At 64.3% G+C, this 11,524-nt stretch carries 14 protein-coding genes; 2 read left to right on the top strand and 12 right to left on the bottom strand.

Features of this window, described 5'->3' with window-relative positions; all coding sequences use genetic code 11:
- Positions 1 to 9: 9 nt before the first annotated feature.
- On the bottom strand, positions 10 to 1,176 hold the full coding sequence (locus tag BUA05_RS14580) for a hypothetical protein (protein ID WP_143150302.1): 1,167 nt from the start codon (positions 1,174 to 1,176) through the stop codon (positions 10 to 12).
- A gap of 253 nt (positions 1,177 to 1,429) precedes the next feature.
- Between BUA05_RS14580 and BUA05_RS14805 the strand changes: the two genes are divergently transcribed.
- Positions 1,430 to 2,080 (top strand): hypothetical protein, encoded by a 651-nt coding sequence (locus BUA05_RS14805; RefSeq protein ID WP_072675015.1) that lies wholly within the window; start codon positions 1,430 to 1,432, stop codon positions 2,078 to 2,080.
- Positions 2,081 to 2,123: 43 nt separating this feature from the next.
- Here BUA05_RS14805 and BUA05_RS10780 read toward each other — a convergent pair whose 3' ends face one another.
- Both BUA05_RS10780 and BUA05_RS10775 read right to left on the bottom strand, forming a co-directional pair.
- Entirely contained in the window at positions 2,124 to 3,524 is a 1,401-nt protein-coding gene (locus BUA05_RS10780) for a sodium:solute symporter family transporter (protein ID WP_072675013.1), read from the bottom strand.
- Between the two features lie 109 nt (positions 3,525 to 3,633).
- The gene (locus BUA05_RS10775) at positions 3,634 to 4,158 is read right to left on the bottom strand and encodes a septal ring lytic transglycosylase RlpA family protein (RefSeq protein WP_245790175.1); all 525 of its coding nucleotides are present in this window, start codon (positions 4,156 to 4,158) and stop codon (positions 3,634 to 3,636) included.
- A gap of 392 nt (positions 4,159 to 4,550) precedes the next feature.
- On the opposite strand from BUA05_RS10775, the gene BUA05_RS14800 reads away from it, so the two are divergent.
- Complete coding sequence (locus tag BUA05_RS14800; protein ID WP_178139176.1) at positions 4,551 to 5,105, top strand: hypothetical protein; 555 nt, start codon at positions 4,551 to 4,553, stop codon at positions 5,103 to 5,105.
- A 34-nt stretch (positions 5,106 to 5,139) separates the two neighbouring features.
- Here the strand turns inward: BUA05_RS14800 and BUA05_RS10765 are convergent, their stop codons facing one another.
- From BUA05_RS10765 to BUA05_RS10735, 9 genes are all read right to left on the bottom strand, one after another.
- The gene (locus tag BUA05_RS10765) at positions 5,140 to 6,360 is read right to left on the bottom strand and encodes an argininosuccinate synthase (protein WP_072675010.1); all 1,221 of its coding nucleotides are present in this window, start codon (positions 6,358 to 6,360) and stop codon (positions 5,140 to 5,142) included.
- 94 nt (positions 6,361 to 6,454) lie between these two features.
- Positions 6,455 to 6,589: a hypothetical protein gene (locus BUA05_RS15035; protein ID WP_281247022.1), complete on the bottom strand. Its 135-nt coding sequence runs from the start codon at positions 6,587 to 6,589 to the stop codon at positions 6,455 to 6,457.
- Positions 6,590 to 6,697: 108 nt separating this feature from the next.
- Positions 6,698 to 6,838 carry a hypothetical protein gene (locus tag BUA05_RS14795; RefSeq protein ID WP_158093711.1) on the bottom strand — a complete coding sequence of 47 codons (141 nt, stop codon included), beginning with the start codon at positions 6,836 to 6,838 and terminating at the stop codon, positions 6,698 to 6,700.
- On the bottom strand, positions 6,832 to 7,275 hold the full coding sequence (locus BUA05_RS10760; protein ID WP_072675008.1) for a hypothetical protein: 444 nt from the start codon (positions 7,273 to 7,275) through the stop codon (positions 6,832 to 6,834). The genes BUA05_RS14795 and BUA05_RS10760 overlap by 7 nt, the downstream gene beginning before the upstream one ends.
- A gap of 26 nt (positions 7,276 to 7,301) precedes the next feature.
- Positions 7,302 to 8,537: an SAM-dependent methyltransferase gene (locus tag BUA05_RS10755; protein WP_072675006.1), complete on the bottom strand. Its 1,236-nt coding sequence runs from the start codon at positions 8,535 to 8,537 to the stop codon at positions 7,302 to 7,304.
- 86 nt (positions 8,538 to 8,623) lie between these two features.
- Positions 8,624 to 9,373, bottom strand: coding sequence for a molybdopterin-dependent oxidoreductase (locus tag BUA05_RS10750; RefSeq protein ID WP_072675004.1), 750 nt, complete (start codon positions 9,371 to 9,373; stop codon positions 8,624 to 8,626).
- Positions 9,366 to 10,037 carry a cytochrome b/b6 domain-containing protein gene (locus BUA05_RS10745; protein ID WP_084662620.1) on the bottom strand — a complete coding sequence of 224 codons (672 nt, stop codon included), beginning with the start codon at positions 10,035 to 10,037 and terminating at the stop codon, positions 9,366 to 9,368. The genes BUA05_RS10750 and BUA05_RS10745 overlap by 8 nt, the downstream gene beginning before the upstream one ends.
- Positions 10,031 to 10,810, bottom strand: a complete 780-nt coding sequence (locus BUA05_RS10740; RefSeq protein WP_072675001.1) for an SDR family oxidoreductase — start codon at positions 10,808 to 10,810, stop codon at positions 10,031 to 10,033. Before BUA05_RS10740 ends, BUA05_RS10745 begins: the two co-directional genes overlap by 7 nt.
- 180 nt (positions 10,811 to 10,990) lie before the next feature.
- Positions 10,991 to 11,449, bottom strand: coding sequence for a glycine zipper 2TM domain-containing protein (locus BUA05_RS10735; protein ID WP_072674999.1), 459 nt, complete (start codon positions 11,447 to 11,449; stop codon positions 10,991 to 10,993).
- Positions 11,450 to 11,524 lie beyond the last annotated feature (75 nt).

Here is an 11,524-nt window from a genome sequence, read left to right as displayed (position 1 = left end):
TCAAAATAACTAATGTGTTAGGCATGCGATCACATAAATTCGCAATCTAATCCAAATCGTCGAAAGTTCGTCTGGCAATGGTGCGAACTGGGGCGAATGAACATACCGTTGCATACTAGGGATCGAGAGCAACTCAGTGTGTTGCCGCATACGCTCAAGCTCGTCAAAGTATGCTGCTTCGATATGATTATTGTCTCTCAAATGAGTCGTGGCTCTTCGGAAATTGGCTGCTAGTCCCTGTGCTAGATCTATATCCGCATTCCGTAATAGGCTCTCGGTTGATAATTCGACCAAGATCCTCAGTAATGCAGAGATCGCATTGGGAAATTGGTTCACATCAAGTGTTTGGAGTTCGTGCCAAACGGCACGGATCCGAGCTTGATCAGACCTCCACGGTATTTCGTTTTCCTGATCATCTATGATTGTCTGTGAGCGCCGCTCCATTGGCGGGCGACCTCGTCGTCTTGGCTGACGGCGCGTTTGAGGCTCGTCCTCTACCCCGATCAAATGCTCTTCGGTAGGCAGAAGCCCCTCAACGTCCAGTCGATTTAGGTAGGCCGTTTTTCCCGTGTTATTCCAGAGGTCTCCTAGAACCACACGGCGCTCCGCAAGGTCCTCGGCTATGCGAGCCAGGCCTTCAATGGTCACGTCTGGCTCATGCGTGAAGGTGAATTGATTATCTTGTACGGAAACTCCGACTCGGTTGCGGAAGACTTCGGACGAGAGCAATCGATTGAGTGTTGATCTTGGCAACTGTTGATCTGGCAGTCGGTCGCGCTCACGGAGTAAATTCTCGATTTGCACTGCGACATCTATCCTTCCGCCTCGGCCAGTACGCTCGACGAAATTGTGCTTCGCTCGATCGTCCCAGTTTGATTGCCCAACGCCCCCTTGGGCACCAGTATGGCGACGAAAGATAATGCTATCGACAACTTCACGGTCAGTTTCGACTTGGCACTCGATCTCGTCTGGTAGCGTGCCCTCCCAACGATCTCTCAGTTCTCGAAAAAACCTCTGCAGATCTTGGCTCGGAGCTAAGTCCGGATTTCGGATCAACTTGAGACAGGTAACCCGACGGTTGCCGTCGAAAACGATCATGTCGTCGCCGTCGCGCAGAACCAAAGGAGGATCGTAAACTACGCCTTCTTCGACAATATCCGTTGCGAGCTTCTTCATATGAGCCTCACGCAACCTGAACAATTCGGCTATCGCAGAAGTCTCATTCGCAAGCTCTCCGTGCCGATCATTGGCCGGATTTACCGTAAGATCATCTATCCCCAGCCCTACGTATGGCATTCGCCAGCCTCCCCCGCTGTAAGTCGTTGGCAATCAAATGGTACCCTAGCCGCAACCCCCCCCCTTTCCTACACCCCCCACACCCCGTAACCCCCGCGACTCCCTCGCCTTTCGCCAAGGAGCCGCGTCCGTCATGTCGCACGATACTACCCAAACCGCCCTGACCACGCCCGCCGCCACTACCGCCACCGCCGCGCCTGTTGCGCAGACCTCGGTTGTCGATCCGGCCAATCTCTCCGCCGATCTCACGCCGGCCACGCAGGTCGCCTTTGTCCAGACGCTCGCGCAGTGGGGCAATGTCCGGGCGGCGGCGCAGCAGGTCGGGGTCAGCCGCGCGCATCTCTACCGGATGCGGCGCGCCTCGCCGCAGTTTCGCAAGCTTTGGGATGCCGCGCTGGTGCTCGCCCGGCCGCAGGTCGAGGAGGTGCTCGCCGACCGCGCCTTGAACGGCGTGCAGGAGACGGTGTTCTACCACGGCGAGGAAGTCGCCACCCGCACCCGCTATGACAGCCGCCTGCTGCTCGCCCATCTCGGGCGGCTGGATCGGATGGGGGCGACCCATGCGGTCCACATCGCCGCGCGCGATTTCGATGAGCGGCTGGCGCATTTGCTCGATCCGCCCGCGATCATCGACTGGGATGATGATGACGATGATGATGAGGACGGTGATGAGGGCTGTGATGATGCCTATGGGGAAGGGGGCTATGCTGATGAGGGCGGCGCGGATGAGGATGGCGCGGATGAGTATGGCGCGGGCGACGACCGCGATGATCCGGCGGGCTAGGGGGCGCTGAACGGGGGGCGGTTTTTGCCCCTTGGACAGTGTCTCATGTGTCTCCAACAGCCGCCGCGCCCGCCCGCCAGCGGGGCAGGGCGGCGACCACGGCAAAGGTGACAAGCCCGCTGGCGATCATCCACAGGAACGCGCCCTCCACCCCCAGCGCCCAGTCGAGCACGCCCAGCACCGCGATCTGCACGATGATCGCCGCCAGCGCGGCGCGGGTGTGGAGGCCGCGTCCGGCCAGCCCCATGATGATCGGCACGGCCAGCACGGCAGCGATGGCTCCGGCATCGAGCACGAGATCGCGCAGGGACTCGCCCGAGGCCGCGACCAGCGCGGCGATGATCCCGGCGATGATGGTCGCTCCGCGAGCGGCGCGCAGCTTGGCGCGGGGGGAGGCGTTGGGGTCGATCCGGCGATACCCGCTGGTGGTCGCCGCGGCAGACACCGCCAGCAGCGCGGAGTCCACCGAGGAGAGGATCGCCGACAGCAGCGCGCCGGTGAAGACGATGTGCAGCCACGGCGGGAACAGCGACTGCGCCAGCGAAGGCAGGAAGGCCTCGTCCGCGCCGAAGGTGACGCCCAGCACCGGGGCAAGGCCGGGGCCGAACAGGCCGAAGCTGACCGGGATCAGGCCGATGACCAGATACAGGCCCGCGCCCAGCAAGGCCCCGCGCCGCGCCACCTCTGGCGAGCGGGCGGCGAGCGTGCGGGCCAGCGCCTCCTGGCTGACCATGGTGCCCGCGATCGGGATCAGCCACAGCTCTGCCCGCGTGGCCCAGCTCTCGTCCGGGATGGCAAAGCCCCACGCCTGCGCCGGAACGCTGGCGATGGCAGGGGCGATGCCGCCGTGGGCATCGAACATCAGGACAGCCAGCACCAGCATGCCTGCGACCATGATGACGCCCTGCACCATGTCGGTCAGCACATCGCCCGCGAGCCCTCCGAACAGGGTGTAGGTGAGCACCAGCAGCGTGGCTCCGGCCAGCGCGGTGGGGAAGTCGAAGGGCGAGGCGGCGGCGATGATGGTGGCGAAGGCATAGAGCTGGGCGGCCGACCAGGTGGTGGCGCTGAGCGCGATGACGATGGCGGCGAGGCCCTCCGTCCCCTCGCCGAAGCGGGCGCGCAGGAAGTCGGCAATGGTGATGTGGCCGCCGCGGCGCAGCCGGTGGGCAAAGAACAGCGCGATGGCAAGGATGCCGAGCGCGTAGGCAAAGGGTTCGGTGCGGGCGCCCGCCAGCCCGTCATTGGCGACTTCGGAGGAGGTGGCGATGAGGCTTTCGGAAGCGAACCAGGTGGCGAACAGGCTCACCCCGACCGCGAGGGGGCCGAGGCTGCGTCCGGCGACGAGGTAGTCGGCATCGGAGGTGGCCCCGCGCCCGGCCCAGGCCGCGATCAGCAGCTGCGCAAGGACATAGAGCAGGATCAGCGCGAGCGTGAATGTCAAACCAGCCCCCCGGTTGCGAAAGCTCTTGCCGGATGGTCCGTCCCGGCGCAGCAGCCCCTCTAGCCTGCCGGTACGCCTTCGCAAGAGGCGGCGGGAAAACGGGCGGGTATCAGCTCTCGATCAGTTCGAGTTCGACTGTGGCATGGCCGCGCGTGATGAGGCCGAGCTGCTGCGCGGCGGCGCGGCTGACGTCGATCACGCGGCCGCGGGTGAAGGGGCCGCGATCATTGATGCGCACGGTGACGCTGCGGCCATTGGCGGGGTTGGTGACGCGCACGAGGCTGCCGAAGGGCAGGGTGCGGTGGGCGGCGGTAAGCGCGCCCATGTCGAACGCTTCCCCGCTGGCGGTGCGGCGACCGTGGAACTTGCGCCCGTAATAGGAGGCGGTGCCGCGGCCAAGCGGAGTGGCGGCGGGTTGGACTTCAGCCGGATCGCTGGCGGCTTCGGGAAGCGAGGCCTCTGGCATTGGCATGATTTCGGCGGCGAACTCGGTCGGGGCGGTGCCGGTCTGGAGCGGGATGGCGCTGTCGGCGGGAGTGTCCGGGGTGGCCGCGGTCGAAGCGGCCAGCGGGGCCATGCCCAGCATGGCCGCAACCGCGGCAGTGCTCAGGCTGGAGGTCTTGAGACCGATCATGCGCATTCCCCTCCGCATCGGGTCTGGGTCTAGGTGCGCAGCCTTGCGAAAGGCAAACGGCGGCAACGTGTCGTCGCCGCCAAAGTGCTGTTGCGGCATGAGACGCCCTGAATTTGCGGCGAAACGCTGGGGCAGATTGAATGGGGTAGAGGTAAGATGGAACCAGGTTTGCGATCCACCTGCGACTCGGTGCGGGATCTCGCCGGACGCCTCGTGGGCGCCATGCACAGCAAATGGGGCCGGCATTGCTGCCGACCCCACTTTCACCAGCGCGTGGACACCCTTTGCTCCCATGACTTCCGGCGAACCTTCCATCATGTTTGCTGCGGGGCATACTTGGCGCCCGATGTCTGGCCCCTGCACGTCCGGTCTGGCGACCTTTTGTACCGGGATTGCTCACCGGCGCTCGCACCGGCATCCGGCTTTCGTCCCTGCCCGGCTGCGTCCTTCCGAAGCCCGAAGTCTCCGATGGCCGCTGCCTTGCGCAGTCGCTTGGCCGAGACCGTGTCCCTTTACCGATCCGGGCTTGCGGCAGTTCCGGACTTGCGTCCTTCACTATCACCCGATCCGGCCAGGTCGCGGCCTGTCCGGTGGCTCAGCGTCGCTCCTGTCTCAAACAAGCCAACTTGCATTTGGCCGAAGCCTCCTGCATGTCGTCTCTCAACAGGGGCGTGGACAACTGCCACCGCCATCCTTGGGATAAAAACCTTCAGAACTTCAAGGCCTTGCGGCTTTCCGTTCCGGTTGGTTTGTGTCCCGAAGACAAGTTGAAGGTGCGCCTCAACCCGCTTTCTGGCAACATCCGCATCGGCGAGTTTTCCACTTTTGGCCGGATCGGCTGTGGACGGACGTGGATAAGTCAACGCTTCATCGCATTTGTTGCGATTGGCGTGCTTCAGCGGGAACGAAACCGTCCCGAAATGGTCAGGCCTGCGGCGATGCGATGACCTTGTGACGCAGCGACTCGCGGATCAAGCCGGATCAGGCGTCGCGATTGCGGCGGGCCAGCAGCCGCAGCCGCAGCCCGTTCAGCTTGATGAAGCCTTCTGCGTCCTTCTGGTCATAGGCTCCGGCGTCATCTTCAAAGGTGACGTGAGCTTCGGAATAGAGCGAATGGGGCGATTTGCGGCCCACCACGCTGGCCAGCCCCTTGTAGAGCTTCAGCCGCACCGTGCCGGTCACCTTGTCCTGGCTGTGATCGATCGCGGCTTGCAGCATCTCGCGTTCGGGAGCGAACCAGAAGCCATTATAGATCAGTTCGGCATAGCGCGGCATCAACTCGTCCTTCAGATGCGCTGCGCCGCGGTCCAGCGTGATCTGCTCGATCCCGCGATGCGCGCGGGCGTAGATTTCCCCGCCCGGCGTTTCGTACATTCCGCGCGATTTCATGCCGACAAAGCGGTTCTCGACCAGATCGAGCCGCCCGATGCCATGCCTGCGACCCAGTTCATTGAGCGCCGTCAGCAGCGTGGCGGGGCTCATCGCCTCGCCATTCAGCGCTACGCCGTCGCCGCGTTCGAAATCGATCGTGATATATTCGGGCACATCGGGCGCGTCCTCGGGATTGACCGTGCGCGAATAGACGTAATCCGGGGTTTCCTCCCACGGGTCTTCCAGCACCTTCCCTTCTGACGAGGTGTGCAAGAGGTTCGCATCGGTCGAAAACGGGCTGTCGCCGCGCTTGTCCTTTGGCACGTTGATCTGGTGCGCTTCGGCCCAGGCGATCAAGGCGGTGCGGCTGGTCAGATCCCATTCGCGCCAGGGGGCGATCACCTTGATATCGGGATCAAGCGCATAGGCCGATAGTTCGAACCGCACCTGATCATTGCCCTTGCCGGTCGCGCCGTGGGCGATGAAATCGGCGCCGGTTTCATGCGCGATTTCGACCAGACGCTTGGAAATCAACGGGCGCGCGATGCTGGTGCCGAGCAGGTAATCGCCTTCATAGCGGGCATTGGCGCGCATCATCGGGAACACGAAATCGCGCACGAATTCCTCGCGCAGGTCCTCGATGAAGATGTGATTGTCGGGGATGCCCATCGCTTTCGCCTTGGCGCGGGCGGGTTCGATTTCCTCGCCTTGCCCAAGATCGGCGGTGAAGGTGACGACCTCCAGCCCGCGGTCCACGCTCAGCCACTTGGCGATGACGCTGGTATCGAGCCCGCCGGAATAGGCGAGGACGACTTTCTGGGGCTGGGCCATGGGCAGGAATCCTTGGAGAGCAATGCAGGCGTAAGACTGCGCGCGCCCGTATCAGCGCCGACCGTGCGAGGCAATGGACGAGAGTCGCGCCGCGTTAAAGCGTCAGGCGTGCAAACAGGCGCACCCCGTCGAGCAGGTATTGAACCTGCGCGGCATAGTTCTCATCATCGACGCCGAGCCGGTATTCGGTCGAACGCCATGCCGCGCCAAGCGCGAGGTTGCGCGTCACCGCCGTTGTCGCCGAGACTTCGAGATTGGTCAGCCGCCCGTCATATTTGCCGATATCAAGTTCGAAATAATCGGCCCTTGCGCGCAGTTGCAGCCATCTGGCGGGGCGTTATTGCGCCTGCACGCCGATGGTGGGCAGGGGCGCAAGCACATCGCGCTCGCGGCGCAAGGTGGTTGCGGTCTGGCCGTTAACGCGTGCCTCGCCATCGATCGCGAAATCGAATTGCGTGACATGCGCGCCGATCAGCACGGCAAGATCCCATTCCTGCTTCGCGGCGATCCGGTAACGGCCGAAACCCGCAGGATATCCGACGCAAAATGCGAATCCACGCTGGCGCCCACGTCGTAGGTCGCGTCCTCGACGGTGATTGGCCCGGCGAGCTCTGCGGTGCTGGTGCGGGCTATGTCGAACAGGCTCGTTTCAAGGAAGAAGTCATCATCGAGCTTGGCGCCCAGCGTCACGTCAAAGCTGGTCGCGTCGGTCGTGAATCCGAGATCGTCCTCCAGCGAGATCCGCGTGCCGTTGGCGGCATCGGGCAGCGAAAGCGAGAGTTCAGTCTCGGCCTTCGGCATATAGACCCCGGCCTCCAGCCAGAAGCGCGGATGGGGATCGATTGCCTGCGCGTGGACCATGCCCGCAGATGTCGCCGCGAAAACGCCTGCCTCCGCCTGCCAGTTTCCCGTCATTGTAAAGCCCCCCCGGAAACACGGCATCAGCCATAAAGGTAATCGCGCGTGATCGGAAGCGCGTGGCGGCTGCGCACGTACTGGATCTGGTAATTGCACATGCCGCCATGTTCGAACACCGTCGCCGCGCCGGCGAGATAGAAGGTCCACATCCGGAAGAAGCGTTCGTCATGCAGCGCGATGATCGCGTCGCGGTTGGCCATGCAGTTGGCATACCACTGGCGGATGGTCTTCGCGTAATGCAGCCGCAGGGTCTCGACATCGGCGGCGATCAGGCGGAATTTCTCCGATGCCGCCAGCGTCTCGGACAGGGCGGGAATGTAACCGCCGGGGAAGATATATTTGCGGGTAAAGGCATCGGTGGTGCCAGGCCGCCCCATGCGCCCGATGGTGTGAAGCAGCATCACGCCGTCGCTTTTCAGCAGCGCGGCGCAGGATTGGAAGAAGGTTTCGAACTGCGCCCGCCCGACATGTTCAAACATGCCGACCGACACGATCCGGTCGAACTTGCGGCCCGCAGCGGCGGTGTCGCGGTAGTCCTGCAGCACGATATCGACCTTGTCCGCCACCCCTGCGGCAGCGACTCTTTCGCGGGCGAAGGCGGCCTGTTCCTCGGACAGCGTGATGCCGGTCACGCGGACATCGTGATGGCGGGCAAGGTGGATCGCCATGCCGCCCCACCCGCAGCCGATATCGAGCACCTCCTGCCCCGGCAAAAGCACCAGCTTTTTGGCGATATGCGCCAGTTTTGCGCCCTGCGCCTCGGCCAGGGTCATATCCTCGCCCAACCGTTCGGTATCCCAATAGGCGCAGGAATATTGCCAGTGATCCTCATCCAGCATCAGCGCGTAAAGTTCGTTGCCGATGTCATAGTGATGCGCGACGTTCTGTTTTGAACCGACGCGGTTGTTCACCTGTTCGGCAGCGAAGCTGGCGCGGCCCACCAGCCGTTTCAACCACCCCGGCCGCCCGATATCGCGGCCCTTGTCCCATGCATTATTGGCGCGCAGCAGGGTGACAAGGCCCATCACGTCGCCTTCCTCGATCAGCAGGCGGGCGTCGATGAAGGCCTCTGCCGCACCCAGCCGCGGATCAAGCAGGATATCGCGCGGCACCCTGTCATCGGCAAAGCGCAGCACGATTTCGGGAAAGCCGGGGGCAGGGGTGCCATAGGTGCTGGCGCTGCCATCGGCGAACACCACGCCGAGGCACCCCTGTTTCACGGCGCGGGAGAGGAAGCGGTCGAGGAGTGCCTTGCTCATGGGGCTCCTTTTGATGGTCGCAATTGTTCCTTGCGGTGCGTCATAACCTCTTCAGGGCGGATCGGCCAAGCGCGGGATATTGCCGATCAGATCCCCGCATACCACTGGTAACCGGCGAAATCCTCCCAGAAGCCGCCTTTGCCTGCGCCGATATCGTCAAGGCTGGCGACCGCATCGATCCCCGTCAGGTATTTGGCGTGCTTGTAGCCCAGCTGCCGTTCGATCCGGGCGCGCAAGGGGGCGCCGTTCTTCTCGGGCAGGGGTTCGCCGTTCAGCGCATGGGCGATGATGGTCTGCGGGTGGAAGGCATCGACCATGTCGATGCTCTCGTAATAGGGCCTGCCATAAAGCGTATCGGCGCAGCGGAAGATGATGAAGCGCGCCTCCTCGCGCAGCTTGGCTGCATCCAGCAGGGTGGCAAGCTGCGGCCCGGTCCATTCGCCGATCGCGCTCCAGCCTTCGACGCAATCATGGCGGGTGATCTGGCTGCGCTGGGGCAGGGCGCGCAGATCGGCCAGACTGAGCGCAAGCGGCTGGTCGACCAGCCCGCCGATCATCAGCCGCCATGCGGGAAAGCCGCTGGCCATCTCGCCGCGGTAGAAATCGCTGTCGACCGTGACCGAGCCATTGCCGCGGAAGCCGGGCGAGCGGTCCTCGGGCGCATATTCGGGGGCGAGGCCCTGCTTCCCCGCCAGCGCGCGGTGGGCGGCGCGGTGCCAGCCCTCGGCAGCGTTGAAGATGCTGCGCCCCGTCTCGCTATCGGCGATTTTGGAGCACGCGCCTGCGCCCAGCGCAGCCAGCCCGGCGAGCAGCCCGCGGCGGCCGATTTCAACCATCGATACCCTCCTTGCGGCGGCCGCCCGTCACCATTGCGCCGATCCGCCGCCAGTCCGTCAGCGCCAGCACCACATGGATGACGACAAAGCCGAACAGGCCCCACGCGGCGATGAAATGGAGCGAACGCGCGCTTTGCCGACCGCCGAGGATGTCCACCAGCCACGGCATCGCCGGCTCGATCCCCGGGCTGATCGCAAGGCCCGTCAGCACCATGGCAGGCAGCAGCACGCCAAGGACCATGCCGTAGAGGATCCTTTGCACCGGGCTGTAACCGCTATCGACATCACCGGCCCCTCTGGCATGGGCGCGCAGCGAGGCGATGAAGGCGCGCGGCGTCCAGTCGGCGGGCCGGGTGCTGAGGCGCTGGCGGAAATGGCCGTTGGCCAGCATCGCCGCCCAGATCAGCAGCAGGCCCAGCGCAAAAGGCCATGCCGCCAGACTGTGCCAGTCGCGCGCTTCGGCCAGATCGTAACGCTGCGGGATGGTCGCCCAGGCGGGAAAGCGGACCACCCTAGCCCAGGCATCAGCCGGATCGAAACCGTAATTGCCCCAGTAAAGATAGCGATGGGCATTGGAGATGTTCAGCCCGCTCATGAACAGCACCACGATCACGATCGCGTTCATCCAGTGCCACAGGCGGGTCGACAGCCGGTGTTTCATGATGCGCTGCGCCCGGCTGCGGCCAGCTCGCGCGCCAGCCAGATCACATCGCGTGGCTGGTCAAGCAGGTGCTGGCCGCTGTCGATGAACAGGGTCTCGCCGCTTTTGAGCGACCCGCCCGCCAGAAACAGCGCGGCATCGGCGATTTCCTGCGCCCCGGTCTTGCGGCCCAGCAGGTTGAGGCGGTGCGAGATATCCGTTTCCTCCTCGCGCTGGTCATGGCTGGCAAGGATCGCGCCCGGCGCAAGGCCATAGGCCCGGTCATCCGGCGAACTCGCGCCCTTGGCGAGCATTGCGATGGTCGCGGCCAGCGCGTGTTTCGACATGGTATAGCTGAAGAAATCGGGGTTGGGATTGGCCAGCTTCATGTCGGTGATCTGGATCACCGTGCGCGTGGCCGCGCTTGCCGCATGGGCAAGATAGGTCTGGGCCATCCGGGCCGGGGCGAGCGCATTGACCTGCATCGCTTGCCGGTACGTTGCCGGGTCCAGCGCGGTTACAGGGTCATAGTGAAACACCGAGGCTGAATTGACGAGACAGCGCCAGTCGGGAAGGCGATTGGCCAGATTGCGGATTGCCGCCACGGCAGCATCATCATCGGCAAGGTCGAAGCTTACCGTCTCGGCCGAAGGCAGGCTGGCGGCAAGGGTATCGGCCTGCGCGGCGGAGGTGCGGTAATGGATCACCACGTGCCAGCCCGCAGCGGCAAAGGTGCGGGCGATGGCCGCGCCGATACGGGTGGCCCCGCCTGTTACCAGAACAGCGGGGCGGGTCATGCGGGGGGAAGTGTCAGGAAAATCATGACTGCGAGGCTACCAGCACAGCCTGCGCGCTTCAATCGGGGAAGGCCGGAACAATGGCCGCCGTGCGCCCGGATGGTGACGGGCGGCTGACAACCGAAAACGCCGCTGGTGGTGGGCCAGCGGCGTTTTGCGGAAAGACGGCCGGTCAGCGGTTCAGCGGCAGCGCGACCCGCCGCGATCGACTTCGCGGCCCAGCAGCCCGCCACCCACTGCGCCAAGGATCGTGCCGAGCGTGCGGTCGCCGCGCTGGTCGACCTGGCGACCGACCAGTGCGCCCACGCCCGCGCCGATCAGAAGGCCGACCGTGCCGTCGTCGCGGCGGCAGCGCCAGCGGCCATCACGACCCTGCCAATGGCGGTCGCGGCCCCGGAATCGGCGGCCATCATCCCAGTCCCGTCCGCGATCCCGTCCGCGCCAGCGGCGACGGTCACGGCGATCATCCCAGTCGTCCCAGTCGCCGCGGCCCCAGGCGGCAACCGGCGCAAACGGCATGGCGTCAGCATCGAAAGCGGCAAAGACGGGCGAGGGCGCGGCCGGCAGTTCGGCAGCATGCGCCGGGACGGCAAAGGCGGCCAGCGACCCGGCGGCGGCGATGAGGGCAAGGTGTTTCATCTCTCGTTTCCCTTGTGGCGGCTCCCCGATGGAGCAACACCCTTTTTGTTCATCAAAAGCGAACGCAGGATGAAC

Origin of the sequence: Erythrobacter sanguineus (assembly GCF_900143235.1) — a bacterium.
In the GTDB taxonomy this organism is placed as follows: domain Bacteria; phylum Pseudomonadota; class Alphaproteobacteria; order Sphingomonadales; family Sphingomonadaceae; genus Erythrobacter; species Erythrobacter sanguineus.
The sequence above is the reverse complement of the archived record's forward strand: the minus strand, read 5'-3'. Positions and strand labels throughout refer to the sequence as shown.

Excerpts from the sequence above, each read along its gene's own strand:
- BUA05_RS10755 (WP_072675006.1), bottom strand. The coding sequence starts at position 8,537 with ATGAGCAAGGCACTCCTCGACCGCTTCCTCTCCCGCGCCGTGAAACAG.
- BUA05_RS14805 (WP_072675015.1), top strand. The coding sequence starts at position 1,430 with ATGTCGCACGATACTACCCAAACCGCCCTGACCACGCCCGCCGCCACT.
- BUA05_RS10760 (WP_072675008.1), bottom strand. The coding sequence starts at position 7,275 with ATGACGGGAAACTGGCAGGCGGAGGCAGGCGTTTTCGCGGCGACATCT.
- BUA05_RS10750 (WP_072675004.1), bottom strand. The coding sequence starts at position 9,373 with ATGGTTGAAATCGGCCGCCGCGGGCTGCTCGCCGGGCTGGCTGCGCTG.
- BUA05_RS10765 (WP_072675010.1), bottom strand. The coding sequence starts at position 6,360 with ATGGCCCAGCCCCAGAAAGTCGTCCTCGCCTATTCCGGCGGGCTCGAT.
- BUA05_RS10775 (WP_245790175.1), bottom strand. The coding sequence starts at position 4,158 with ATGATCGGTCTCAAGACCTCCAGCCTGAGCACTGCCGCGGTTGCGGCC.
- BUA05_RS14580 (WP_143150302.1), bottom strand. The coding sequence starts at position 1,176 with ATGAAGAAGCTCGCAACGGATATTGTCGAAGAAGGCGTAGTTTACGAT.
- BUA05_RS10735 (WP_072674999.1), bottom strand. The coding sequence starts at position 11,449 with ATGAAACACCTTGCCCTCATCGCCGCCGCCGGGTCGCTGGCCGCCTTT.
- BUA05_RS10740 (WP_072675001.1), bottom strand. The coding sequence starts at position 10,810 with ATGACCCGCCCCGCTGTTCTGGTAACAGGCGGGGCCACCCGTATCGGC.